Origin of the sequence: Sandarakinorhabdus sp. (genome assembly GCF_051860625.1) — a bacterium.
Lineage (GTDB): Bacteria > Pseudomonadota > Alphaproteobacteria > Sphingomonadales > Sphingomonadaceae > Sandarakinorhabdus.
The window spans coordinates 67081-92005 of the sequence record NZ_JBHYDQ010000006.1 but is presented as its reverse complement, the minus strand read 5'-3'; the positions used below and the strand labels follow the sequence as shown (position 1 = coordinate 92005).

Genomic DNA, 24925 nt, shown 5'->3' with positions numbered 1-24925 from the left:
GCGTCGCCCGTAGCCGTAACGGCAGCCCCGGAACAACCCATGCGGCAATCACTACGGCCGGGCGTGCGCTTTCCCCCGCCCCGCCGCAGACAACTTGCCAGTGGTAACACGGCTGCGGCACAATGAAGAAGACATGGGAGGAACCGACATGCGACAAATGCAGGTGACAATGCTGGCCATGGCCCTGTGGCTGGCGAACGCCGCCCAGGCCGAACATCCGGTGCGGGTGTTTGATGTGCCCAAGGGCGCCCATCCCCACGATGTCGCGCCGGGCGCCGGCAACACCATCTGGTACACCGCCCAGCATCAGGGCGCGCTCGGCATCATCGACATCGCCACCGGCAAGGTGGAGCAGGTGCCGCTGGGCGACAAATCCGCGCCCCATGGCGTGATCATGGGCCCGGATGGCGCTGCCTGGATCACCGATGGCGGCCAGAACGCGATCGTGCGCGTCGATCCGGCCACCAAGGCCGTCAAGCGCTGGCCCCTGCCCGAGGGCAGCGGCTACACCAATCTCAACACGCCGGCCTTCGATGGCAAGGGCCGCATCTGGTTCACCGGGCAGACCGGCATCTATGGCCGGCTCGATCCCAAATCCGGCAAGATGGACGTCTGGCCAGCGCCCAAGGGCCGTGGCCCCTACGGCATCGCTGCCACGGCCGATGGCCAGATGTGGTATGTCAGCCTGGCCGGCAGTTACCTCGCCAAGGTCGACCTGGAATCCGGCGCCACCACGGTGGTCGAACCGGCAGAACCCGGTGTCGGCTCGCGGCGGGTGTGGCCGGACAGCAAGGGCCATTTGTGGGTATCGGAATGGAACAGCGGGCATCTGGCGCGCTACACGCCGGCCACCGGCACCTGGAAGCGCTGGAAACTGGCCGGCGACAAGCCGCAGGCCTATGCCGTGTATGTCGACGATCGTGATGTCGCCTGGGTGACCGATTTCGGCAGCAACGCGACGCTGACCTTCGACACCAGGACCGAGAAATTCACCGGCCGCTACCCGGGCACCGCCGAAAAGGCGCAGGTGCGGCAGATTCTGGGCCGCAAGGGCCAGGTCTATCTGCCCGAAAGCGGCCTCGATCGCGTGGTGCTGGTGGACACGAGCAAGCCGGGTTGATGCTGATCGCGGCACTGTTGCTGGCGGCGGCCACCCCACCGCCAGCCTTCAACTATTGCATTTCGTGCCACAGCGTCGATCCGGCAGAAACCGACCTGCCGGCGCCGAACCTGGATGGCGTGATCGGCCGCCGCGCCGGCAGCCGCAGCGATTTCGAATATTCCCCCGCAATGTTGGCTGCTGGCGCCAGCGGCATGGTCTGGACGCGCGAGACGCTGCAGAGGTTTCTGGCCAACCCGCAGGCCATAGTGCCCGGCACCGCCATGCAGCGCCTGCCGCCAGGGGCGCCGGTGGACGAGGTGGTGGACTGGCTGGCGGCCCGCGCGCCGGAGTAGCGGGGTCAGCGCACCAGCATCAGGCTGTGATCGCCGGCCTTCTTCACCACCACATCGGCAACCGGCAGCGCGCGGGCGATATGATCCTGCCAGTTGGGCCGGTTGATGCCGGTCCACACGTTCAGGGCAAACGCGCGCGCTTCGGCTTCGCTCATATGGCGAAACCGGGCGTAGAAGCTGGCCGCATCGGTGGCGGCCGCTGCCCACAACGCCATGAAGCGCGCCAGGAACCAGGCGATGATGTCGTCTTCGTCGGCATCGATATAGAGCAGCAAGTCAAGCGGCAGCCGATGGCCGCTTGGATCGGGCGCCAGCCCCAACCCCTCCACCAGAACGACGTCCGCACCGCTGATGGTGCGGGCTGCGGCGGGATCAACGTCGTAAGTGGCATGGCTGTAGGCGGGCACCGTCACCGGGCCTGATTTCAGTCCAGCAATCGCCGCCGCCAGAGCGGCCGCATTGTAGCTTTCCGGAAAGCCCTTGCGCAGCATCAGCCCCTCGGCTTCGAGCATGGCGTTGGGTTTCAGGAAGCCGTCGGTGGACAAGATTTCGACGGTCTGCCCCACAGCGTCGGCAATCTGGCGGGCTAGCGTGGTCTTGCCGACAGCGACGGACCCCGTGATGCCGACCACCAATGTGCTGCCTTGCCGGCGCTGGGCCGCGATGCGCTGCGCAAGATCGGCGGGGGTGACTGGTATCATGCACCAAGTGTGGCGGGGGATATGCTAACCGGCAAGGTCGCGATTATCGGCGTTCGGCCTTGCGCAAGGCCGCTTCCAGCGTCTGCCTGATGAAGCGCTGATAAGAAATGCCCAACTCTGCGGCCTGCGCCTTGACAGCAACCAGCAGAGGCTCAGGAAAACGCATGTTTACCTGCGCAGTTTTTGGCGCAAATTCAAAGCTGTGGGCAATCATTGGCGAAAGATCATGCTTCGAAAGATCGGCTGTATCCACAAAGGCTTCGGCTTCGGCATCACTGGCCAGCACGGGCAACGGCGTCCTCATAATGAACAATTTCCCTCGCATGCATGTAACGGGCACTGATCGGCCGGATCAACTGGCCCTGTTCCCCCTGGCGCAGGGTGAACGCCACGAAAACGTGCCGCCCGGAACCAGCGATACCGATTGCCAAATATCGGGTTTCGGCTGTGGAATGTGCAGGATCGGGAAACAGATGGTGCGGACCGCGGAAGATCGCCTCGATCTCATCCGTTGAAACACCGTGCTTCCGGCACTTGTCGCGATTGCCTGCATCCCAATCAAACCCTTGAACAACCTGCATCGGCTTGGCTATATCGCATTTTGTCTATACAAACGTCAACATTCCTCACACCAGCCGGCTCTGCGCCATCGCGGCCGCCACGAACCCGGCAAACAATGGATGCGGGTCGAACGGCTTGGATTTCAGCTCCGGGTGGAATTGCACGCCGATGAACCATGGGTGGTCCGGCCGTTCCACCACTTCGGGCAGCAGGCCATCGGGCGACATGCCGGAAAAGATCAACCCCGCCGCCTCAAGCTGCGGGCGGTAAGCCACGTTCACTTCATAACGATGCCGATGGCGCTCGGCGATGTCGGTCTCGCCATACACACTGGCCACCACGCTGTTGTGCGCCAGTGCCGCCGGATAGGCACCCAGCCGCATGGTCCCGCCCAGATCGCCACCCTCGATGCGGGTCTGCAACCCTTCGGCGCTCATCCATTCGGTGATCAAGCCGACGATCGGCGCGTCGGTTGGGCCGAACTCGGTGGTCGATGCGGCATCGATGCCGGCCTCGTTGCGCGCTGCCTCGATGCAGGCCATCTGCATGCCCAGACAAATGCCGAAAAACGGCACGCGATGTTCGCGGGCAAAGCGCACACTGGCGATCTTGCCTTCGCTGCCGCGTTCCCCAAAACCGCCGGGCACCAATATGCCATGCATCGGCTCCAGCCGCGCGGCGACATCGTCGGTCTCGAATTCTTCGGCGTCCAGCCACTTGATGTTGACCTTGACCCGATTGGCCAGCCCGCCATGCACCAGCGCCTCGGTCAGCGATTTATACGCATCCTTCATGCCGGTATATTTGCCGACGACGCCGATGGTGACTTCGCCTTCCGGGCTGTGGATGCGGGTGGCAATTTCCTGCCACCGGGTCAGATCCGGCTGCGGCGCCGCCTCGATGCCAAAGGCACGCAGCACTTCATCATCCAGCCCTTCGGCATGATATTGTAACGGCACTTCGTAAATCGACGCCGCATCCAGCGCCGAAATCACCGCTTCCTTGCGGACATTGCAGAACAGCGCGATCTTGGCGCGATCACTGTCGGGCAACGGATGTTCGGATCGGCAGACCAGCACGTCGGGCTGGATGCCGATACCGCGCAATTCGGCCACGCTGTGCTGTGTCGGCTTGGTCTTCAATTCGCCGGCCGCCGCGATGAACGGCACCAGCGTGACGTGAATGTAGCAGACGTTCGCCCGGCCCACATCGGCCGCCATCTGGCGGATCGCCTCCAGGAACGGCAAGCCCTCGATATCGCCCACCGTGCCGCCGATTTCGCACAGCACGAAATCCAGGCCATCGGTTTCGGCGCGGGCAAACAGCTTGATGGCGTCGGTCACATGCGGGATCACCTGCACGGTGCCGCCCAGAAATTCGCCGCGGCGTTCCCGCGCGATGATATCCTGATAGATGCGGCCCGAGGTGATATTGTCCGTCTTGCGCGCGGCCACGCCGGTAAAGCGTTCATAATGCCCGAGATCGAGATCGGTCTCCGCACCATCGTCGGTCACGAACACTTCGCCGTGCTGATAGGGGCTCATCGTGCCGGGATCGACATTCAGATAGGGATCGAACTTGCGGATGCGCACCCGATAGCCACGCGCCTGCAACAGGGCCGCCAAGGAGGCGCCCATCAGGCCTTTGCCGAGCGAGGAAACCACGCCGCCGGTGATGAAGATATACCGCGTCATGGGAGAAGAGCGTTACGCCGATTCCACCCCGGCGCGCCAGCCCCTGCGTCACCCGCGGTGCGATTTGCCTGTGGACATCTACCAGCCCAAGAACAGTCGGACGGCCGCGCCCTGATCGGCGGGAGCCTCGGCGATATGGCCGGGATGGTCGCGGTGAAACAGGCTGAACTGCACCTGGCCGCCGCCGGGCAAGGGCCTGGCATAGGCCGCTTCCAGGGCGGTTTCGCGCTGCGTGGGCCCCAGCCGCACCGCGTCGGCACCGCCCGCCAACCACACCGGACCCGCCAGCGCCAACGGGCGCGTGACGGCCAGGCTGAGCCTGTCGCCGGCCGGGCCGGCACGGCTGAGCGCGATGCTGGCGGCATCGCCAGTCAACGCGCCAGCCGCAGCGATCAGGCCGGGAGACAAGTTCAACTGGCTGCGCGCGTGCCGCCATTCGCCCGCCAGCGCCCATGGCCCCAGCGCCAGCCGCGCCGCCAGCCCCAGGCTGACCGTACTGGCACCGGCGAGGCCAAAACCACCCGACAGCCGCGTGCCGGCCAGGCTGCCGCGCTCATCATCAAAGCGCAGCGTGCTCGCCAGTTCCAACCCGGCAAGGCGCCGCGACAGGCGGACCAGCGCCGTCGATTGCTGCGCAACGGCCTCCCCGCGCACCATCGGCAGCAGCGCCTGGCCCACACTGGCCGCCAGCATGAAATCGCCCAGCGGCTGCGCCAGCGCCGCCGCGCCCAAGGGCCGGCTGCCGATGGGCAGCGCCAGATCGGACGTGAGCAGATCAGGCGCCGCCGCCGTGCTGTCGGCCAGCATCAGCAGGCTGGTTGCCGCCTCGCCATGGCCGGCGGCAATCACTTGCCCGCCGGCCAACGCCAGCCGCACATGCCCGGCCGGGCTGGCTTGCGGCGCGCCACCCGGCGCCAGTGCGGCCATCGTCGCGCGGTCACCGGCCCACAAATCCCGCGGATCGCCGTTCAACCGGAACGCCGCCACGCTGCCGCCGGCCTCAGTCACCGCGCTTACCGCCGGCTGGCCCAGCAATCGCGCCGCCAGCCGGCCGGGTGCCGCCGTCTGCAACCCCTGTGCCAGATCGGCGGTGAACGGCCGCGCATAGCCATCGCGCACCGGCACCGCGGCCAGCGCCCCCCGCAACGCACCGCCATCGCCCAGCGGGCCGCCCAGGGTGCCGCCCAATGTTACCAGTGTGCCGCCGCCTGATGTCAGGCCGCCCACCGGCTGAAAGGCACGGAGCAGGTTCAATCGCCCCTGGCCATAAATCGCATCCGGCCCTGGTGCGCCCAGATCATCGGCGGTGCGCAGCAAAATCTCGACAATCTGCGCGCCCGTCAGCGACGGAAACGCCTCAGCCAGCAACGCCACCGATCCGGTCGCCGTTGGTGCCGAAATGGAGGTTCCGCTGTACAGGAACGCCGTGCCGTCCTGGTTGAAACTGCGCACCGACACGCCTTGGGTCACCAGGAAATTCGACACCAACGTGCCGGCACGGTTAGAAAAATCGGCGATCTCGCCATTGGCCTCGATGGCGCCGACCACCAGCGTCGTCGTCGGCGCCACCGCCGTCAACTGGTTGGCAAAGCCTTCCGGGCTGGCCAGGCTTTCATTGCCGGCCGACAGCACCAGCACGATGCCGGCATTGCTCGCCCGCGCGGCCGCGGCACGCAGGGCCTGGGTGGTGGCGCCGCCGCCCAGCGAGATGTTGATCACCCGCGCACCGCCAGCCACCGCTGCATCCAGCCCGGCGGTGATGGCCTGGCTGGTGTAGGCACAGTCCTGATCGTTGCAACTGCCCGGTGTGTCGGCGCGCAGCGCCAGCAGGGTCGCTTGCGGCGCGACCCCATGGATGCCGCTGCCGTCGCGCGCCGCCAAGATGACGCCCGTCACCGATGTGCCGTGGCCGCGTTCATCGGCCAGCGCGCGGTTGGAAACGACATCGCGGCTGGCTGGCGAAATGCGCCCGGCAAATTCGCTCAAGGCCGGGTTCACGCCCGAATCGATCACCGCCACGGTGATGCCCTGCCCAGACGCACCGCGATCATAGGCAGCAATCGCCTGCACCCCGACGGCAGCGGTGGAACGGCGATATTCGGCCGTATCGAAATTGCTGGGGCCCGGCGCCGGGGCTGGCGCGGGTGCGGGGGTTGGCGCTGGCGTGACCGCCGGCGGCGGCGGGATGACCACGGCGGCACCGCCACCACCGCCGCCACCACTGCAGCCGGCCAGCAGCAACGCCAGCACGCTGGCCTGGCCAATCGGAAAGCGGAAACGCGACGACACCATGCAACGAAGGATGCGTCAGCCAGCGCTTGCTGGCAATTGCCGCGCGATGTCGCTCAATCGGTTTCGATACGGCTGTGGCGTTTCAGATCCGGCATCGCCAGCGCCGCCAGCAACGCCACGCCGGCCATGCCGGTCACATACCAGAAAAAACCGGATTCAGCGCCAGCGCCCTTGAACGCCAGCGCGACATATTCCGCCGAACCGCCAAAGATCGCCACCCCCAGCGCATAGGGCATGCCCACCCCCAGCGCCCGCACATGCGCCGGAAACAGCTCCGCCTTCACCACGCCGGAAATCGCGGTGTAGCAGGACAGGATCGCCAGGCAGCCGATCATGATCATCACGCTGCCGGCGCCCGGTTGGGCGCCCCCCAGAAAGGTCAGCGCCGGCACGGTCACTGCGGTGGCCATCACGCCAAAGCCCAACAACAATGTGCGCCGGCCCAATATATCCGACGCCGCGCCAAACAACGGCTGCATCAGCATATAGGCCAGCAGCGCCAAGGCCGTGGTTGTCGTCGCCTCCTGCTTGCTCCAGCCCGCCGACAGCACCAGATATTTCTGCATGTAGGTGGTGAAGGTATAGAACCACAGGCTGCCGCCCGCCGTCAGCGCCAGCACGATCAGCAATTCGCGCGGATGCGCCATCAGCCGCCGGAACAATTCGCCCTGTGACCCGGCGCGCTTGGCATTCTCAAAGGCTTCGGTCTCCACCAGCCCCTTGCGCAGCCAGAACACCAGCACGGCACACAGCGCGCCGACCACGAACGGGATACGCCAGCCCCAATCGTTCAATGCATCCTCGCTGAGCACGCCCTGCAGCAACACGAGCAGCGCCAGCGCCAGCAACTGCCCACCGACCAGCGTGACATATTGGAAACTGGCGAGAAACCCGCGCCATCTGGCCTGCGCCACCTCGCTCATGAAGGTGGCCGACGCACCATATTCGCCGCCGACCGACAGGCCCTGCACCAGGCGCGCCAGCAGCAAGATCGCCGGCGCCAGCAGCCCGACATCATCATAGGTCGGCGCCACGGCGATCATCAGCGATCCGAAGCACATCATCGCAACCGACAGGGTCAGCGCCGATTTGCGCCCCTTGCGATCCGCCCACACACCCAGGAACCAGCTGCCGATCGGCCGCATCAGAAAGCCGACCGCAAAGATCGCCGCGCTGTTCAACAGTGCCGCAAGATCATCGCCCGGTGGGAAGAATCGCGGCCCGAAATAGAGCGCGAACGCCGAATAGGCGTACCAATCATACCATTCGACAAGATTGCCGGCCGCGCCGCCGAAAATCTGGCGTGCCTGGCTCGGCCGCCGCGTCTCGCCCCCCGGCACGCGGCTTGATTACTGTGCGACCGGAACGCCGGGCAACGCCGGCGCTGGAGCGGCAGGCGTTGTCGCCGGCGCAGACCCCGGACGAGCTTGGGCAGCAATCGTCGGATCGATCACCCGCGACTTGTTGGTGCCAGCCGCAAGCACCGCCAGCAAAATCGACGTCACGATGAACAGCGCCGCCAGGATCGTGGTCGACCGTGTCAGCAGATTGGCCGCACCGCGCGCCGTCATCAGCCCGCCGCCACCGCCGCCACCAATGCCCAGCGCACCGCCTTCGGACCGCTGCAACAGGATGACCGCCACCAGCCCCAACGCAATCAGGCCATGGACGACAAGCAGGAAGGTGATCACTTGTGACGCGCTTTCGGTTCGATTGTCGGTATGAGATGGGCCTTACATCGGTTCGGCGGCCCGTGCAATCAAGCCGGCGCTCTCCATGGCTGCGTTATGGCGCGGCGCTGGCCATGGCCGCGTTACGGCGCGGCGCTGGCCATGGCCGCGTTACGGCGCGGCGCTGGCCATGGCCGCGTTACGGCGCGGCGGCAGCAATCGCCAGCAGGCTCGCCGCGGTCAGGCTGGCGCCGCCAACCAGCACGCCGCCCACGTCCTCCACCCGCAGCAGTTCCCCAGCATTCGCCGGCGTCACTGATCCGCCATACAGGATGCGCACCCCATGGCCGCCGCCGCCATAGCGCGCCGCCAGCCGCGCCCGGATGAAGCCATGCGCCGCCGCCACATCATCCAGCGTTGGCGTCACGCCAGTGCCGATCGCCCACACCGGTTCGTATGCGATGATCAACCCCTCCGCATCCTCCGGCAATGAGCCCTCCAACTGCGCCGCCAGCACGGCCTCCGTCTCGCCGGCATCGCGCTGCGCCTGGGTTTCGCCAATGCACAGGATCACCTGCAGCCCCGCCGCCTGCCCGGCCTGCGCCTTGGCGCGCACGTCCGCATCGCTTTCGCCGCAATCGCGCCGGCGTTCGCTATGCCCGACGATAACGAAACCAGCGCCCAGATCAGCCAGCATCGCTGCCGACACACACCCGGTGTGCGCGCCCTTTTCCTTGGCATGGCAATCCTGCCCACCGATCCGCACCGCCCCGGCCGACACGATTATCGCCCGGTCGATCAGGGTAAACGGCGGCGCGATCCACACGCCTTGCGCGCCGCTCCCGGCGATGGCGGCAATCTCGGCGATGTCCTCCCCCATCCCGTTCATCTTCCAGTTGCCGACAATATGGGCTGGCATGGGCGGTAGGCTCCTCGAACAGGGGTTGCGGTTGCGGCGCTTGTGACAAGCCAATGGCGTCGTTACAAGCGGCGCGTTCACCGTCTGACGGGTAATCGATGATCAGTTTTTTCCGCCGTTATCTCACCAGCTGGCCCGTGTTGATCCTGTTCGGGATCATCCTGGTCGCCTTTGCCGTGACCGGTGTCGGCGATCCTTATGGCGGCAGCGCGCCGGCCGGATCGGTCGCCAAGGTCGGCGACCGCACCATCACCGAACCCGATCTGCTGCAAGCCATCGACCGCACCGTGCGCGAAGTGCGCCAGCGCGATCCCGCCATGACTCAGGCCGAAGCTGCCCGCCAGGGCGTCGTCGAGCTGATGGCCACCCAGTTGATCGGCCAGGCCGCGCTGGAGGAAATGGGGACACGCGCCGGGCTGGGTGCGTCGCAGGAGGCCGTCGATCTGGTGATTGCCGGCATCCCGGCCTTTCAATCCGCCGGCAAGTTCGATCAGGCCACCTATGATCGCGTCATCGCCGGCCAGGGCATGACCGACAAGCGCCTGCGCCAATCGCTGCAAGGCGACCTGACCCGCGAACAGATCATCAAGCCCGCCACCGCCGCCCTCGCCGTGCCCGATGGCGTGGCCGAACTTTATGCCCGCCTCATGGTCGATCGCCACGAAGGCGCCGTCGTGCTGGTGCCCGCCGAGCCGGCCGGCACACCCACGGCTGCGGAGGCCGAGCGCTGGTTCAAGGCCAATGCCACGCGCTTCACCATCCCGCAGCGTCGCGGCTTTCGTTATGCGATGATCGATCGCGCCAGCATCGCCGCCGGCGTGACCGTCACCGACAAGGCGATTGCCGACGCGTTCGCCAAGGATCCGGCCCGCTATGGCGGCGCTGCTACCCGCGTACTGGAACAGGTGGTGGTGCCCGATGAAGCGAAAGCCAAGGCGCTGGCCACCGCCGCCGCTGCCCAGGGTTTTGCCGCCGCTGCGCAAGGCATCGCTGGCTTCGGCGCCGCCGATATTGCGCTCGGCAGCCAAACCGAAGCGGCGTTTGCCCGTGCCACCAGCGCTGCGGTGGCCAAGGCCGCCTTCGCGCTGCCGGCTGGCGGCATCAGCGCACCGATCAAATCACCGCTGGGCTGGCACGTCGTGCGCGTCGCCAGCATGGGCGGTGCCGGCAAGACACTGGCCGAGGCCCGCCCGCAGATCGAAACCGAATTGCGTGACCGTGCCATCGATGACGCGGTTGCCGATGTCGTCGCCCGCATCGAGGATGGCGTGGAAGCCGGCAAGAGCTTTGCCGATATCGCTGCCGAAACATCGCTGACCATCGCCACGCAGACGCCAGTGACCGAGCGTGGTCAGGGCGAAAACCAGCCGCCACTGACCGGCGATCTCGCCACCATCGCTGCCCGCGCCTTCAAACACGAAGCTGCCGATGGCCCGGTGGTGGAGGATATCGGCGGCGGCAAGCTGGTGGTGATCGAAACCAGCACCGTGCTGCCCGCCGCGCCGCCGCCGCTGAACGAGGTGATGCCGCTGGCCATGGCCGGCGCCGCCCAGGACAAGGCGATGAAGGCTGCGCGCGCCAAGGCCGAAAAGGTGCTGGACGCAGTCAAGAAGGGCGCTGTGTTCGCCAAGGCCGTTGCCGATGCCGGTTTCCAGTCGCCGCAGCCGTTGAATGGCCGGCGCATCGATCTGGTCGGCCAGCAGAATGTACCCGCCGCGGCCCGCGCCTTCCTGAACGGTGCGCCGGGCACCACGCAATTGATTGCCGTGCCCGGCGGCTGGGCCATGGTGCATGTCGATCGTGTCATCCCCGGCAATCCGCGCGCCGAAGAAGGCCTGATCGAGGCCAGCCGCCGCGAAGTGGGCAGCGCGCTGCCTGCCGAAATGGCTGAAGCCCTGGCCAAGGCAAGCATGACGGCGGTGGGGGTGGACCGCAACGAAGCCACCTTGCGCACCATCCGCCAGCGCCTGTCGGGCGACGGCGTCCAGTAAACGGCAGCGCCAAGCATGGACATTTCAACCCGGCGCATTTCGCCTGATCGCGCCGTGGCCGTGGCTGCGCTTGGCGCTGGCCAACCGCAACTGATCTGGACACGCATCGTGGCCGATACCGAAACCCCGGTGTCGGCGATGCTGAAACTGGGCAGCGAAGGCTCTGGCGCCTTTCTGCTGGAGTCGGTGGAGGGCGGCCAGGTGCGCGGGCGCCACTCGCTGCTCGGGCTCGATCCCGATCTGGTGTGGCGGGCGCACGGCAACAGCTCGGAAATCAACCGGCACTGGCAGACGGATCGCGACGCATTCGAACCGGTGGCCGGCGACACGCTGGCGGCCCTGCGTGCGCTGGTGGCCGAAGCCCGCGCCGACGTACCGCCCGAACTGCCCGCAGCGCTGGCCTGTCTGGTCGGCTACATGGGCTATGAAACCATCCGGCTGGTCGAACCCAGCGTGCCGGCGGCGGGCGAATCGGCGCTCGGCCTGCCCGACATGGTGTTCGTGCGGCCGACCCTGCTGCTGGTATTCGATCGGTTGAAGGACGAATTGTTCATCGTCGCGCCGATCTTCGCAGCGACTGATCCGGATGCTGCCTACACGGCCGCCGCCGACCGCATCCAGGAGGCGGAGCGCAAGCTCGCGCAGGCACTGCCGCTGCAGCCGCGCCCGCCGGCGCCCTTGCCCGACGCACCGCCGCGCCACCACACCAGCCGCGAACGATTTGCCCAAATGGTGGACCGCGCCCGCGACTATATCCTGGCCGGCGATATCTTTCAGGTCGTGCTGTCGCAACGCTTCTCGGTCGATTTCCCGCTGCCGGCCTTTGATCTGTATCGGGCCTTGCGGCGCATCAATCCGTCGCCGTTCCTCTATTTCCTCGATCTGCCCGGCTTCGCGCTGGTCGGGTCGTCGCCTGAAATCCTGGTCCGCGCCCGCGATGGCGACGTGACGATCCGGCCGATTGCCGGCACCCGCCCGCGCGGGCGCGATGCGGCGGAGGATGCCGCCAACCGGGACAGTTTGCTCGCCGACCCAAAGGAACTGGCCGAACATCTGATGCTGCTCGATCTCGGCCGCCATGACACCGCGCGCGTGTCGGTGCCCGGCACGGTGAAGGTGACGGACCGCTTCTTCGTCGAATTCTACAGCCATGTCATGCACATCGTCTCCAATGTCCAGGGCCGGTTGGCGGATGGTATCGATGCGGTGGCGGCGCTGCTGGCGGGTTTCCCGGCCGGCACCGTATCAGGGGCGCCCAAGGTGCGCGCCATGCAGATCATTGCCGAACTGGAAGGCCAGGCCCGTGGTGCCTATGCCGGCGGCGTCGGCTATTTCAGCCCGAACGGCAACATGGACAGCTGCATCGTGCTGCGCACCGCGGTGGTGAAGGACGGCGTCATGCACGTGCAAGCCGGCGCCGGCATCGTGGCCGACAGCGTGGCCGACTATGAACAGCGCGAATGCGAAGCCAAGGCCGGCGCGCTGATCGCCGCCGCCCGCGAAGCCATTGCTGCGGCCAGCAGCGCCGGCTTCGGGCAATAGCTGCGAAGCTGTCGGAAAAATTTACAAATCTTTCCGCATCAATTTGCTGTAATTTAAACTTATCAAAATCTTAAAAGGTTGGCACGTAATTTGCATTACATCCTGTGCGGCACGGGAGCTGCAAAGCAGGGGAACATATCGTGAAATCGCTTATCTCATTCGGCCTTGCCGCCGCGCTTGCGGCAGCGCCGGCGACAGCCGCCACGCTGGTTGCCGATTATCAGTTGAATGGCAGCCTAGCCGATGCGCTGGGCGGCCCCGACATCACCAACAATGGCGGGACGCTCGGCCCCAATGGCATTACCTTCAACAACAACCAGGGCCCGTCGCTGGGCGGCTTCAACGATACGCAGCAATTTTCGATCATTGTCGGCTTCTCTTTCGATACGCTTTCGGGCTATCGCAAGATCCTCGATTTCAAGAACCGCACCAGTGATGCCGGACTGTATAATCTGTCCAATTCGCTGAATTTCTTTCCATTCAACGCGACGATCAGCAACCAGTTTCAAGTGGGCACGTTGCACCGCCTGGTCTTCACTCGTGATCTGGCTGGCAATGTGAACACGTTCGTTGATGGCAACAATGGCCTAACATTAGTGGATAGCAGTAATCAGGCGACGATCACCAGCGTGCTGCATTTCTTCAACGATGATTTCGCCTTTGGTCCGCAGGAGTCCTCGTCTGGCTTTGTCGACTATATTCAGATCTATGATGCGGCGCTCACCAACACGCAGATCATCAGCGGCGCGATTCCTGAACCTGCCAGCTGGGCGATGCTGATCGCCGGCTTCGGCTTGGTGGGCGCTACCCTGCGTCGCCGCCGCGCCGTCCTCGCCTGAGGCGCGTTCCGAACAAGATTGGGGGCCGTTGCGCTGGCAACTGCCCCCTTTTTGTTGGGAGCGCAGCCATAGCCGCGACGTTGCTTGCCCTTGCACCGGCTGCGGCCCCCTGTCACGCCTGCGTCACACATTTGGACAGGAGCATCAGCCATGGCGCGCGCAGAATGGAACGGACAGGTGATCGCCGATACGCCCGACACTGTGGTCGTTGAAGGCAATCATTATTTCCCGGCCGAAGCCGTCGATCCGGCACTGCTGAAGCCGAGCAGCACCACCAGCGTGTGCGGCTGGAAAGGCACCGCCAACTATCACAGCCTGGTGGTGGACGGCGCCGAAAACCGTGACGCGGTGTGGTATTACGCCGATCCCAAGCCGCAAGCCGCCAACATAAAGGGCCGCCTGGCCTTCTGGAAGGGCGTGAAGGTCACGGCCTAAAGCCGCTCGAACAGCCGCACACCGGCCAGTCCGGAGAAATCCGCATCCTGCGTCCATAACGTGGCGTCGTGCGTCCGGGCTGTCGCTAATATGACCGCGTCCGCCATGGCCAAGCAATGCTGCGCGGACAGCAAGGCAGCTTCGCGTGCCAACTGTCCGCTCAAATCGATTACGGCGAGTTGTTCCATCTCGCTCGCGGCCAATTGCGCGTCTTTTTCCCGCTTTCGCGTCAGATACCAGCGGGACACTTCGTAAATGCAGATGCTTGGCACCAGCAGGCGTCCGGCCGGATCGGCGAGGATTTCGGCATAAGAGTCAGCCTGCCGGCCATCGGTCAACCACTCGATCCAGACACTGGTATCAGCAACGATCAAGCCGGTATCAGCCATTGTCACGGTCCGACTTGTCACGGACAAAGTCATTCGGCAAATCGCGCGTCAGACCGCGCAAGCCGGCAATGCCGATCTCCGGCAGCAGCACGATCCCCTTGCCCCAGGCCATGGCCCGCAACTTCTGGCCCGGCCTGATGTTCATCTGCTGACGCACATCCTGCGGAATCACCACCTGAAACTTCGGCGAAACCGTGACTGTCGCCATCATACATGCTCCTTGATCGATAGGGCAAACCGTAGCACGCACACCCACCCCATCACAAGCAGATGACGCCGCCGCGCCGACACGCTACACCCCCGCCATGACCATCCTCGTGATCGACAATTACGACAGCTTCACCTTCAATCTCGTTCACTATCTGGCCGAGCTTGGCGCCGACACGCGCGTGGTGCGCAACGATGCCATCACCACCCAGGATGCCATGGCCATGCACCCGCAAGCCATCCTGCTCTCGCCCGGCCCCTGCTCGCCCAACGAAGCCGGCATCTGCCTGGCGCTGATCGCTGCCGCCGCCGAAACGCGCACGCCGCTGCTGGGCGTGTGCCTTGGTCATCAGGCGATTGGCCAGGCCTTTGGCGGCATCGTCGAGCGCGCGCCGCAGGTCATGCACGGCAAGGTCAGCGCCATCACCCACAGTGGCACGGGCGTCTTCGCCGGCATCCCCAGCCCGTTCGAAGCCACCCGCTACCACAGCCTGACCGTGCGCGAAGCTGGCCTGCCCGCCGAGCTGATCGTCAACGCGCACAGCCCCGATGGCCTGATCATGGGGATGCATCACCGCGACCTGCCGCTGCATGGCGTGCAGTTCCACCCCGAAAGCATCGCCACCCAGCATGGCCACAGATTGCTGGCCAATTTCATGGCACTGGCCGGCCTGGCGCCAGACTTCTCTATCGCCGCATGAGCATATTGCCCGATCCGACCAGCCCGCTCGACTGCGACGCGGCGGCCAATGCTTTTGCCGCGATTTTCGACGGCAAGGTGGAGGATGCTGAACTGGCCACCTTCCTGACCAGGCTCGCCGACCGCGGCGAGACCGCCGGCGAAGTCGTCGCTGCCGCCACTGCGCTGCGGATGCGGGCCATCCAGCCGTTCGCGGCGCCGGCTGCCATGGATGTGTGCGGCACCGGCGGCGATGGCATGCACAGCCTCAACATCTCCACCGCGGTCTCGCTGGTGGTGGCGGCGTGCGGGGTCAAACTCGCCAAGCATGGCAACCGCGCCGCCTCCTCCACCAGCGGCGCGGCGGACGTGCTGATGATGCTGGGCGTGCCAGAATTGCCGATGGACCGGCTGGGGCCATGCCTCGATCGTGTCGGCATCACCTTTCTGCATGCCGCCCGCCACCATCCGGCGATGGCCCGCGTCGCCACGGTGCGGCGCCAACTTGCCCGGCGCACCATCTTCAATCTGCTGGGGCCGCTGTGCAACCCGGCTGGTGTCGAACAGCAACTGCTCGGCGTGTTCGCACCCGCCCCGGTGCCGCTGATGGCCCACGCGCTGCGCGATCTCGGCAGCCGCGCGGCGCTGGTCGTCCACGGCCAGGGCTTTGATGAAGTGGCGATTTCCGGCGAAACGACAGCCATGGCGCTCTGTGGCGGCACACTGACGCCGCTGACACTCACCCCCGAAGCCGCCGGCCTGCCGCGCCACCCGAACGAGGCCCTGAAAGGCGGCAGCCCCGACTATAACGCGCAGCGGCTGCGCGCCCTGCTGAACGGCCAGCGCGACGCCTATCGCGACATGGTGATCCTCAACGCCGCCGCCGCGTTGACGGTTGTGCGCCCTGCCCTCACCCTGCCGCAGGCCGCCAGCCAAGCGGCCGCCGCCATCGACTCCGGCGCTGCCGCCGACACCCTTGCCCGCTGGATTGCCTTCCGATGACCGACACACTCGCTACCATCGTCGCCCACAAGCGCGACCTGTACGCGCTGCGCAAGGCGCAGCGCAGCCTGGCCGATGTGGAGGCCGCCGCCCGCGCTGCCGACGCGCCGCGCGGGTTCATCGCCGCCCTACACGCCAAACATGCCGCCGGCCATCACGCACTGATCGCCGAATGCAAGAAGGCCAGCCCCAGCAAGGGCCTGATCCGCGCCGATTTCGATCCCGCCGCACTGGCCCGCGCCTATCAGGCCGGCGGTGCCGCCTGCCTGTCGGTGCTCACCGAAGAACGCTGGTTTCTGGGGCATGATGATTATCTGGTCGCCGCCCGCGCCGCCTGCACATTGCCCGTCATCCGCAAGGATTTCATCGTCGATCCCTATCAAGTGGTGGAGGCCCGCGCGCTCGGCGCCGATGCAATCTTGCTGATCATGGCCGCGCTGTCCGACACGCAGGCCGCCGAACTGGAAGCCGTGGCCAGCCAATGGGGCATGGATGTACTGATCGAGGTGCACGACGCCGCCGAACGCGACCGCGCCTTGCTGCTGAACACGCCGCTGCTCGGCATCAACAACCGCAACCTGAAGACGCTGGAGGTCAGCCTGCAGACCAGCTTCGATCTCGCCGACACGCCGGGAAAGACGCTCGTCGCCGAATCCGGCCTGTCCAGCCACGCAGATCTCGCCGCGCTCAGCGCCGTCGGCATCCGCACCTTCCTGGTTGGCGAAAGCCTGATGCGCTGCGCCGACGTCACCGCCGCCACCCGCGCCCTGCTGGGCCTCGCCGCATGAGCAACCTCGCCCATCTCGACGACAGCGGCGCCGCGCGCATGGTCGACATCAGCGCCAAGCCGGCCACCCGCCGTGAAGCCACCGCCGAAGGCTATATCCATATCGCAGCCGAAGCGCTCGCCGCCATCGCCGCCCAGGCCGTGAAGAAAGGCGACGTGCTGGCCACCGCCCGCATCGCCGGCATCATGGCCGCCAAGCGCACCGCCGACCTGATCCCGCTTTGCCACCCGCTGCCCATCGATGCGGTGACTGTCGACCTGGCGCTGGATGCCACCGGCATCCGCGCCACTGCCACCGTTGCCACCACCCATGGCACCGGCGTGGAGATGGAGGCACTCACCGCCGTCTCCGCCGCGCTGCTGACGGTATATGACATGGCAAAGGCGCTGGACCGTGCCATGCGCATCGACGGCATCCGCCTGCTCAAGAAATCCGGCGGGCGCTCTGGCGACTTTGTGGCCGAATGACTGGCCTGCTGCCCTATCCGGCAGCACTGGATCGGCTGCTGGCGGCTGCCGAGGCCCTTCCGGCCGAAACCCTGCCGCTTGATGCCTGCGCCGGCCGCGTGCTGGCACAAGCCATCACCGCCCGCCTCACCCAGCCGCCATTCGCCGCCGCCGCCATGGATGGCTATGCGATCCGCTGGGCTGATCTCCATGTACCATGGCGCATGGTCGGGGAAAGCGCTGCCGGCCACGGCTGGGCCGGCCTGCTCGGCGCGCGCGAGGCGGTGCGCATCTTCACCGGCGCACCGCTGCCCGGAGGCGCTGACACGATCGTGGTGCAGGAAGAGGTCACGCGCGACGGCCACACCGCCCGCCTGACCGGCGCCGGCCCGCCCCGCCAAGGCGCCCATATCCGCGCCCGGGGCCAGGATTTCGCCGCCAAAGACGCCCTGATCCCCACCGGCACCCGCCTGTCGCCGCCGCATCTCGGCCTCGCCGCGGCCGCCGGCCATGGCGACCTGCCCGTCGTGCGCCGGCCCCGCGTCGCCCTCATCGCCACCGGCGACGAACTGGTGCCACCCGGGGCCACACCCGGACCGGGCCAGATCGTTTCCAGCGTGCCGGCCATGCTTACCGCCCTGCTGCGCAGCGCCGGCGCGATGGTCCACGATCCCGGCCTGGTGCGCGATGATCGCGACGCACTCGCCGCGGTCATTACCGCGGCCGACGCCGATCTGATCCTCACCATCGGCGGCGCGTCGGTGGGGGATCATGACCTGGTCGTGCCGGTCTTGCGCGACCTCGGAGCCGATATCGATTTCTGGAAGGTCGCCATTCGCCCCGGCAAGCCCATGCTCGCCGGCCATCTGGCAGGTCGCCGCATCCTCGGCCTGCCCGGCAATCCGGTGTCGGCGTTCGTCACCGCCCTGCTGTTCGCTGTCCCGCTCCTCGCGCGCCTCGGCGGCCGCACCCATGTCCTGCCCATCGAAACGTTGCCGCTCGCCGCGCCGCTCGCCGCCAATGATGGCCGCCGCGATCATCTGCGCGCGCGCCGTACCCCCAAAGGTGCCGAAGCCTTCACCCGGCAAGACAGCGCGCTGCTCTCGCGCCTCGCCGCCGCCGATCTGCTCATCATCCGCGAACCCCACGCGCCACCGGCCGCAGCCGGCGAATCGGTGGCCTGTATCGCGCTTGACATGTTCCAATCTGTTTTCTAGATGTTCTTCCCATGTTCCAAAGCGGGAGGCGTGGGTGCTCACCAAGAAACAGCAGGAATTGCTCGTCTTCATCGATGAGCGTCTGAAATCCGATGGCGTGTCGCCCTCCTTCGAGGAAATGAAGGAGGCACTGAGCCTCAAGTCCAAATCCGGTGTGCATCGCCTGATCAATGCACTGGAAGAGCGTGCCTTCATCCGCCGCCTGCCCAACCGCGCCCGCGCGCTCGAAGTGCTGCGCCTTCCCGAGGCTCTCATAACGCCCCGACCGGCACTGACACTCGTTGCCAGCCGTCCCGAACCACGTGCAGTGCCGCAAGCCATGCTTGCCGCCAATGACACGGTGGTGGTGCCGCTGCACGGCCGCATCGCCGCCGGTCTGCCGGTCGAGGCGCTGGAAAGCGATCAGTCACTGTCGGTGCCGTCGGCCCTGCTCGGCCCTGGCGATCATTATGCCCTGGAAGTGTCAGGCGATTCGATGATCGAAGCCGGCATCCACGATGGCGATTACGCCCTCATCCGCCGCTGCGAAGACGCCCGCGACGGCGACATCGTCGTGGCATTGATCGACAATGAAGAAGCCACGCTGAAATATCTGCGCCGTGAAGCCGGCATGGTCCGTCTTGATCCCGCCAACAGCACCCACCAGGCGCAACGCTATCGTCCGGATCAGGTCCGCATCCAGGGCAAGCTCGCCGGCTTGTTACGTCGCTACCACTGATCGGCGGCGTGGATCGTCACGCCACCGCCATCCATGCTGCCAGATCGGCCCGCGCCCGCGCGACCAGCGCCGGCTTGCGCTGATCCTTGCTGGCTGCCGGCGGCACCAGCGCCGGGAACAGGCCGAAATTGACGTTCATCGGCTGGAAGGTCGCTGCTTCGGCGCCGCCGGTAATGTGATGCAGCAGCGCGCCGAGCGCCGTCGTCGCCGGTGGCGGCACCGGTTCGCGCCCCTGCCGCTCGGCAATGGCGAAGCGGGCTGCCATCAGGCCAACGGCAGCGCTTTCGACATAGCCTTCGCACCCGGTGATCTGGCCAGCGAAACGCAGGGCCGGCCGCGCCTTCAGGCGCAGCGTGGCATCCAGCAACACCGGCGACTTGATGAAGGTGTTGCGATGCAGCCCGCCCAGCCGGGCAAATTCGGCATTTTCCAGACCGGGGATGGTGCGGAACACCCGCACCTGTTCCGCGTGCTTCATCTTGGTCTGGAAACCGACCATGTTCCACAAGGTCCCGCTGGCATTGTCCTGCCGCAACTGCACGACGGCCCAGGCGCGGCGCCCGGTGGCGGGGTTGGTCAGGCCGACAGGCTTCATCGGGCCGAAACGCGGCGTGTTGCGACCGCGTTCGGCCATCACCTCGATCGGCATGCAGCCGTCGAAATAGGGGGTGTTGGCTTCCCACTGCTTGAACACGGTTTTTTCGGACGCCAGCAGCGCATCGATGAAGGCTTCATATTGCGCCTTGTCCATCGGGCAGTTCAGATAATCCTTGGTGTCACCCCGATCCCAGCGCGACTGGAACCAGGCGGTCTCCAGATTGATCGAGTCGTAATGGATCACCGGTGCAATGGCATCGAAGAAGGCCAGACTCTCCTCGCCAGTCAGATCGCGGATCGCTTCGGCCAGTGGCGTCGCGGTCAGCGGCCCGGTGGCGATGATCACATTGTCCCAATCCTGTGGCGGCAGGCCGGCGATCAACTCGCGTTGGATGGTGACATTGGGATGGGCGGCCAGCGCGGCCGTCACGCCGGCCGAAAACACATCGCGGTCCACGGCCAGCGCCGATCCGGCCGGCACCCGCGCCACGTCGGCTTCGCGCATGATCAGGCTGTTCAGTGCGCGCATCTCGGCATGGATCAGGCCGACGGCATTGTTATCGGGATCATCGCTGCGAAAACTGTTTGAGCAGACGAGTTCGGCAAGGCCATCGGTCTTGTGCGCATCGGTGCCCTGCACCCCGCGCATTTCGTGGATCACCACGGGGATGCCGGCCTGCGCAATCTGCCAGGCGGCTTCGGAACCGGCGAGGCCGCCGCCGATAATGTGAACAGGCTTGGTCATCCCAGAGCTATAGGCTTGATTGCACAGGCTTCCAAGCCGGCACACAGCATTGCCGCAGTGCGGGAAGCGTCTCACACACCCGGTAAATTTGCTTGGGTCGGGCCAAATGCGGCCGTTTGGCCTTTCCACGGCTTGTAGCGGCCGCTATACCCGCCTCGGTCTGGCAGACCTGCAGGGTCGTGCCGTTTTGGAAGTCAGCTTTATGTACGTGCGGCCAGCGCTCGGCCGGGCCATAAGGCCGCAAACGCGGCAGGATTGATCGAGCCATGCCCAGGTTGACCGTTGATGGTATCGAGGTGGAAGTGCCCACGGGCGCCACCGTGCTGCAGGCGTGCGAGATCGCCGGCGCTGAAATCCCGCGTTTCTGTTACCATGAACGCCTGTCGATCGCCGGCAATTGCCGCATGTGCCTCGTCGAGATGGAAAAGGCGCCCAAGCCCGTCGCAAGTTGCGCGATGCCGGCCGCCGATGGCCAGGTCATCCACACCCGCAGCGAGAAGGTGAAGCGCGCCCGCGAAGGCGTGATGGAATTCCTGCTGATCAATCATCCGCTCGATTGCCCGATCTGCGACCAGGGCGGCGAATGCGATCTGCAGGACCAGGCGCTGGCCTATGGCCGTGGCAGCAACCGGTTCGATGAGAACAAGCGGGCGGTGACCGAGAAATATATGGGGCCGCTGATCAAGACGGCGATGACCCGCTGCATCCATTGCACCCGCTGCGTGCGCTTTGCCGAGGAAGTCGCCGGCGTCGAGGAAATCGGCGCTATCGGTCGCGGCGAGACGATGCAGATCACCACCTATCTGGAAAAGGCGGTGACCAGCGAGGTGTCGGGCAATGTCATCGATCTGTGCCCGGTCGGCGCGCTGACATCGAAACCCTATGCGTTTCAGGCGCGGCCGTGGGAGCTGAAAAAGACCGATTCGATCGATGTCATGGATGCAATCGGCAGCAATATCGTGGTCGGCAGCCGCGGTGCCGCCGTGATGCGCGTGACTCCGCGCAGCAATGATGACGTGAACGAGGAATGGCTGGCCGACAAGAGCCGCTTTGCCGGCGATGGTCTGTCCGAACGCCGGCTCGATACGCCGTGGCTGCGCGAAAATGGCACGCTGCGCAAGGCAAGCTGGGGCGAAGCCTTTGCGGCCATCGCGGCGGGATTGCAGGGGTTGAGCGGTGACGCGATTGCCGGCGTGGTCGGTGATCTGAACGCCGTCGAGGACATGGTGGCGTTCAAGGATCTGCTGGGGGCACTAGGATCAAGCCGAATCGAATGCCGGCAGGACGGCGCGCTGTTCGACACCTCCGAACCGGCGGGCTGGTTGTTCAATTCCGGCCTGTCGGGCATCGAGACGGCGGACGCTATTCTGCTGGTCGGCACCAATCCGCGCCACGAGGCGGCATTGTTGAATGTGCGGTTGCGCAAGGCTGTGAAGAAGGGCGGCGCCAAGGCCTTCGCAATCGGGCCAGAGGTCGATCTCTCCTTCCCGGTGACGCAACTCGGCGACGATGCGGCGCTGCTCAGCGATCTGCCAGACGCGGTGAGGCAGGCTTTTGCCCACGCGGAACGGCCGGCGATCCTTGTTGGCATGGGCGCATTGCAGGTGCCGGGCCTGTATGTCGCCGCGCGCGCCGCAGCGACGAAGCTGGGCGTCATCAAGCCAGGCTGGAACGGTTTCAATCTGGTGCATACCGCGGCAGCGCGGGTGGGCGCGCTGCGGTTGGGGCTGAGCACGGATGCCGGCGTCAACAAATTGCTGGGTGATGGCAGCGTCAAGGCGTTGTTCCTGCTGGGTGCAGACGAAGCGCCAGTGATGGCGGGTGCCTTCACCGTCTATATCGGAACGCATGGTGATCGCGGCGTGCGCCATGCCGATGTGATCCTGCCGGCGGCAGCCTTCACCGAAAAAGCCGGCACCTATGTCAATCTGGAAGGCCGGGTGCAGCGGGCGTTGCGCGCCACCCAGCCGCCAGGCGACGCGCGTGAAGATTGGACGATCATGCGCGCCCTGTCGTCGGTGCTGAATGTGAAATTGCCCTATGATGATCTGGCGCAATTGCGGGCGCGGATAGCGGCCGAGTGGCCCGATCTGGCGCGCACGGGCCTGATCGACCGCGCCGGCGGGCTGGACGAAGTGGCGGCCACCACCGTGCATGGCCCGCTGCCGCATGTTTATACCAATTACCACCTGACCAACCCGGTGGCGCGCGCCAGTGCCACCATGGCAGCCTGCGTGTCGTCGCTGCTGGCGCCGCAGATGGAGGCAGCCGAATGAGCTATACCGGCTGGTTCGTCGCGCAGTTCGGGGAAGGTTTCGGCTGGTTCCTGGCAAATTTGACGCTGATTCTGGCGATCGCGCTGCCGGTGATGGTCGGCGTGGCGCTGGCAGTCTACGCCGATCGCAAGATCTGGGCGGCGATGCAGATGCGGCGCGGACCCAACGTGGTCGGGCCTTTCGGCATCCTGCAGACATTTGCCGATGCCGCAAAATTGTTCCTGAAGGAAACCATCATCCCCAGCGGCGCATCGACAGCGGTGTTCCTGCTGGCACCGATGATCAGCTTTACCCTGGCGCTGGTGATCTGGGCGGTGATGCCGTTCGATGCCGGAATGGTGCTGGCCGATCTGAATGTCGGGTTGCTGTTCGTGTTCGCGGTGTCGTCGATGGGCGTTTACGGCATCATCATGTCGGGCTGGGCATCCAATTCCAAATATGCGTTTCTGGGCGGGCTGCGCTCGGCGGCGCAGATGGTCAGCTACGAAGTCTCGATGGGCTTCATCCTGATCTCGGTCATCATGTACGCGCAAAGCCTGAATCTGTCGGATATCGTGCTGGCCCAGAAGGGCAATGTGCTGGGCGTGTTGAACGGCAATATCTTCAATCCGTTGCTGTTCCCGATGGCGATCATGTTCTTCATAGTCGCGCTGGCTGAAACCAATCGGCCGCCGTTCGATCTGCCCGAAGCCGAGGCCGAACTGGTCGCCGGCTACCAGGTCGAATATTCATCCATGAGCTTCGCGCTGTTTTTCCTCGGGGAATACGCGAACATTTTGTTCATGTGCGCGCTGATCCCCACCCTGTTCCTGGGCGGCTGGCTGCCACCGCTGGACTGGGCACCGTTGTATTTCATCCCCGGTTTCGTGTGGTTTCTGCTGAAGATGGCGCTGATGTTCTTCATCTTCGCCTGGGTGAAGGCCAGCGTGCCGCGCTACCGCTATGACCAATTGATGCGGCTCGGCTGGAAGGTGTTCCTGCCGCTCTCGCTGTTCTGGGTGGTGCTGGTATCGGGCTTTCTGATGTTCACCGGCCATTTCGACACCGTGCCGGGCAGCGTGACGCTGTGACGGCGGTGCGGCCGATCCTGACCCGTTTCGTCGGCATGCTGGCGCTGTCGGTGGTGGTGTGGACGGCGGCGCGGCTGGTCTATGCCGCCATAAGCGATGTGCCCTTCGAAAATGCGCTGCCCCCCACCTCCCTCAGCGTGATGGTGGTGGTGCTTATGTGCTTCCTGAACGCGCTGCCCCGAAATACGCCCGAGAACACACCATGACCGCCTTGCTCCGCTCCGCCAAATCGCTGCTGCTGCTGGAGTTCGTCTCCGGCATGTGGCTGACCTTGCGTTATTTCTTCCGGCCCAAGGCGACACTGAACTATCCTTACGAAAAGGGCGCGACCTCGCCGCGGTTCCGCGGGGAACATGCGCTGCGCCGCTATCCGAACGGCGAGGAACGCTGCATCGCCTGCAAATTGTGCGAAGCCGTGTGCCCGGCGCTGGCCATTACCATCGAGGCCGAACCGCGCATCGACGGCAGTCGCCGCACCACGCGATACGACATCGACATGACGAAGTGCATCTATTGCGGCCTGTGCCAGGAAGCCTGCCCGGTGGATGCCATCGTCGAAACGCCGAATTTCGAATTTTCGACCGAAACGCGCGAGGAACTGATCTACGACAAGGCCAAATTGCTGGCCAACGGCGAGAAGTGGGAACGCGCGATTGCCAGCAACATCGCGGCCGACAGCGAGTGGCGCTGAG

The 24925-nt window shown here is 65.6% G+C and carries 27 protein-coding genes; 16 read left to right on the top strand and 11 right to left on the bottom strand.

What is annotated here, in order from left to right; translation table 11 throughout:
* Positions 1–148: 148 nt before the first annotated feature.
* Together ACTIEZ_RS07525 and ACTIEZ_RS07520 are read left to right on the top strand one after the other, a co-directional pair.
* Positions 149–1120 carry a Vgb family protein gene (locus ACTIEZ_RS07525; RefSeq protein WP_439546050.1) on the top strand — a complete coding sequence of 324 codons (972 nt, stop codon included), beginning with the start codon at positions 149–151 and terminating at the stop codon, positions 1118–1120.
* The gene (locus ACTIEZ_RS07520; RefSeq protein ID WP_439546049.1) at positions 1120–1455 is read left to right on the top strand and encodes a c-type cytochrome; all 336 of its coding nucleotides are present in this window, start codon (positions 1120–1122) and stop codon (positions 1453–1455) included. Before ACTIEZ_RS07525 ends, ACTIEZ_RS07520 begins: the two co-directional genes overlap by 1 nt.
* Positions 1456–1460: 5 nt before the next feature.
* Here the strand turns inward: ACTIEZ_RS07520 and ACTIEZ_RS07515 are convergent, their stop codons facing one another.
* The 8 genes from ACTIEZ_RS07515 to tpiA form a co-directional block, all read right to left on the bottom strand.
* The gene (locus ACTIEZ_RS07515; protein ID WP_439546048.1) at positions 1461–2156 is read right to left on the bottom strand and encodes a type I pantothenate kinase; all 696 of its coding nucleotides are present in this window, start codon (positions 2154–2156) and stop codon (positions 1461–1463) included.
* Between the two features lie 43 nt (positions 2157–2199).
* Positions 2200–2442: a CopG family antitoxin gene (locus ACTIEZ_RS07510; protein WP_439546047.1), complete on the bottom strand. Its 243-nt coding sequence runs from the start codon at positions 2440–2442 to the stop codon at positions 2200–2202.
* On the bottom strand, positions 2429–2737 hold the full coding sequence (locus ACTIEZ_RS07505) for a BrnT family toxin (protein WP_439546046.1): 309 nt from the start codon (positions 2735–2737) through the stop codon (positions 2429–2431). Before ACTIEZ_RS07505 ends, ACTIEZ_RS07510 begins: the two co-directional genes overlap by 14 nt.
* 45 nt (positions 2738–2782) lie before the next feature.
* Positions 2783–4411, bottom strand: coding sequence for a CTP synthase (locus ACTIEZ_RS07500; RefSeq protein ID WP_439546045.1), 1629 nt, complete (start codon positions 4409–4411; stop codon positions 2783–2785).
* A 78-nt stretch (positions 4412–4489) separates the two neighbouring features.
* On the bottom strand, positions 4490–6703 hold the full coding sequence (locus ACTIEZ_RS07495; protein ID WP_439546044.1) for a S8 family peptidase: 2214 nt from the start codon (positions 6701–6703) through the stop codon (positions 4490–4492).
* A 53-nt stretch (positions 6704–6756) separates the two neighbouring features.
* A complete protein-coding gene (locus ACTIEZ_RS07490) occupies positions 6757–8043 on the bottom strand; it encodes an MFS transporter (RefSeq protein WP_439546043.1) in 1287 nt (428 codons plus the stop codon).
* Positions 8044–8052: 9 nt separating this feature from the next.
* Positions 8053–8394, bottom strand: coding sequence for a preprotein translocase subunit SecG (secG, locus tag ACTIEZ_RS07485; RefSeq protein WP_439546042.1), 342 nt, complete (start codon positions 8392–8394; stop codon positions 8053–8055).
* Positions 8395–8572: 178 nt separating this feature from the next.
* Positions 8573–9292 carry a triose-phosphate isomerase gene (gene tpiA, locus ACTIEZ_RS07480; protein WP_439546041.1) on the bottom strand — a complete coding sequence of 240 codons (720 nt, stop codon included), beginning with the start codon at positions 9290–9292 and terminating at the stop codon, positions 8573–8575.
* Between the two features lie 98 nt (positions 9293–9390).
* On the opposite strand from tpiA, the gene ACTIEZ_RS07475 reads away from it, so the two are divergent.
* The 4 genes from ACTIEZ_RS07475 to ACTIEZ_RS07460 all read left to right on the top strand — a co-directional run bounded on the left by ACTIEZ_RS07475 (position 9391) and on the right by ACTIEZ_RS07460 (position 14099).
* The gene (locus tag ACTIEZ_RS07475) at positions 9391–11283 is read left to right on the top strand and encodes a peptidylprolyl isomerase (protein WP_439546040.1); all 1893 of its coding nucleotides are present in this window, start codon (positions 9391–9393) and stop codon (positions 11281–11283) included.
* A gap of 15 nt (positions 11284–11298) precedes the next feature.
* Complete coding sequence (locus ACTIEZ_RS07470) at positions 11299–12825, top strand: anthranilate synthase component I family protein (RefSeq protein WP_439546039.1); 1527 nt, start codon at positions 11299–11301, stop codon at positions 12823–12825.
* Between the two features lie 140 nt (positions 12826–12965).
* Positions 12966–13664 carry a PEPxxWA-CTERM sorting domain-containing protein gene (locus tag ACTIEZ_RS07465; protein ID WP_439546038.1) on the top strand — a complete coding sequence of 233 codons (699 nt, stop codon included), beginning with the start codon at positions 12966–12968 and terminating at the stop codon, positions 13662–13664.
* 150 nt (positions 13665–13814) lie between these two features.
* Positions 13815–14099 carry a DUF427 domain-containing protein gene (locus tag ACTIEZ_RS07460; RefSeq protein ID WP_439546037.1) on the top strand — a complete coding sequence of 95 codons (285 nt, stop codon included), beginning with the start codon at positions 13815–13817 and terminating at the stop codon, positions 14097–14099.
* Here ACTIEZ_RS07460 and ACTIEZ_RS07455 read toward each other — a convergent pair.
* Together ACTIEZ_RS07455 and ACTIEZ_RS07450 are read right to left on the bottom strand one after the other, a co-directional pair.
* Positions 14096–14488 carry a type II toxin-antitoxin system VapC family toxin gene (locus ACTIEZ_RS07455; RefSeq protein ID WP_439546036.1) on the bottom strand — a complete coding sequence of 131 codons (393 nt, stop codon included), beginning with the start codon at positions 14486–14488 and terminating at the stop codon, positions 14096–14098. The genes ACTIEZ_RS07460 and ACTIEZ_RS07455 overlap by 4 nt on opposite strands.
* Complete coding sequence (locus tag ACTIEZ_RS07450) at positions 14481–14699, bottom strand: AbrB/MazE/SpoVT family DNA-binding domain-containing protein (RefSeq protein ID WP_439546035.1); 219 nt, start codon at positions 14697–14699, stop codon at positions 14481–14483. The genes ACTIEZ_RS07455 and ACTIEZ_RS07450 overlap by 8 nt, the downstream gene beginning before the upstream one ends.
* Positions 14700–14793: 94 nt before the next feature.
* On the opposite strand from ACTIEZ_RS07450, the gene ACTIEZ_RS07445 reads away from it, so the two are divergent.
* The 6 genes from ACTIEZ_RS07445 to lexA are packed head-to-tail and all read left to right on the top strand — an operon-like array spanning position 14794 to position 19545.
* The gene (locus ACTIEZ_RS07445) at positions 14794–15396 is read left to right on the top strand and encodes an anthranilate synthase component II (RefSeq protein ID WP_439546034.1); all 603 of its coding nucleotides are present in this window, start codon (positions 14794–14796) and stop codon (positions 15394–15396) included.
* Positions 15393–16376 carry an anthranilate phosphoribosyltransferase gene (trpD, locus tag ACTIEZ_RS07440; RefSeq protein ID WP_439546033.1) on the top strand — a complete coding sequence of 328 codons (984 nt, stop codon included), beginning with the start codon at positions 15393–15395 and terminating at the stop codon, positions 16374–16376. Before ACTIEZ_RS07445 ends, trpD begins: the two co-directional genes overlap by 4 nt.
* On the top strand, positions 16373–17164 hold the full coding sequence (gene trpC / locus ACTIEZ_RS07435) for an indole-3-glycerol phosphate synthase TrpC (RefSeq protein ID WP_439546032.1): 792 nt from the start codon (positions 16373–16375) through the stop codon (positions 17162–17164). The genes trpD and trpC overlap by 4 nt, the downstream gene beginning before the upstream one ends.
* Positions 17161–17631: a cyclic pyranopterin monophosphate synthase MoaC gene (moaC, locus tag ACTIEZ_RS07430; protein ID WP_439546031.1), complete on the top strand. Its 471-nt coding sequence runs from the start codon at positions 17161–17163 to the stop codon at positions 17629–17631. The genes trpC and moaC overlap by 4 nt, the downstream gene beginning before the upstream one ends.
* Positions 17628–18827: a molybdopterin molybdotransferase MoeA gene (locus ACTIEZ_RS07425; RefSeq protein WP_439546030.1), complete on the top strand. Its 1200-nt coding sequence runs from the start codon at positions 17628–17630 to the stop codon at positions 18825–18827. The genes moaC and ACTIEZ_RS07425 overlap by 4 nt, the downstream gene beginning before the upstream one ends.
* 34 nt (positions 18828–18861) lie before the next feature.
* Positions 18862–19545 carry a transcriptional repressor LexA gene (lexA, locus tag ACTIEZ_RS07420; RefSeq protein ID WP_439546029.1) on the top strand — a complete coding sequence of 228 codons (684 nt, stop codon included), beginning with the start codon at positions 18862–18864 and terminating at the stop codon, positions 19543–19545.
* A gap of 16 nt (positions 19546–19561) precedes the next feature.
* On the opposite strand, the gene trmFO is transcribed toward lexA, so the two are convergent.
* Positions 19562–20887 (bottom strand): methylenetetrahydrofolate--tRNA-(uracil(54)-C(5))-methyltransferase (FADH(2)-oxidizing) TrmFO, encoded by a 1326-nt coding sequence (trmFO, locus tag ACTIEZ_RS07415; protein ID WP_439546028.1) that lies wholly within the window; start codon positions 20885–20887, stop codon positions 19562–19564.
* Positions 20888–21153: 266 nt separating this feature from the next.
* On the opposite strand from trmFO, the gene nuoG reads away from it, so the two are divergent.
* From nuoG to nuoI, 4 genes are read left to right on the top strand one after another with little or no spacing between them, the layout of a single operon-like run.
* On the top strand, positions 21154–23163 hold the full coding sequence (gene nuoG, locus ACTIEZ_RS07410; RefSeq protein WP_439546027.1) for an NADH-quinone oxidoreductase subunit NuoG: 2010 nt from the start codon (positions 21154–21156) through the stop codon (positions 23161–23163).
* Positions 23160–24233 carry an NADH-quinone oxidoreductase subunit NuoH gene (gene nuoH, locus ACTIEZ_RS07405; protein ID WP_439546026.1) on the top strand — a complete coding sequence of 358 codons (1074 nt, stop codon included), beginning with the start codon at positions 23160–23162 and terminating at the stop codon, positions 24231–24233. Before nuoG ends, nuoH begins: the two co-directional genes overlap by 4 nt.
* Entirely contained in the window at positions 24230–24439 is a 210-nt protein-coding gene (locus ACTIEZ_RS07400) for a hypothetical protein (protein WP_439546025.1), read from the top strand. The genes nuoH and ACTIEZ_RS07400 overlap by 4 nt, the downstream gene beginning before the upstream one ends.
* Positions 24436–24924 (top strand): NADH-quinone oxidoreductase subunit NuoI, encoded by a 489-nt coding sequence (nuoI, locus tag ACTIEZ_RS07395; RefSeq protein WP_439546024.1) that lies wholly within the window; start codon positions 24436–24438, stop codon positions 24922–24924. Before ACTIEZ_RS07400 ends, nuoI begins: the two co-directional genes overlap by 4 nt.
* The last annotated feature ends 1 nt before the right edge of the window (position 24925 follow it).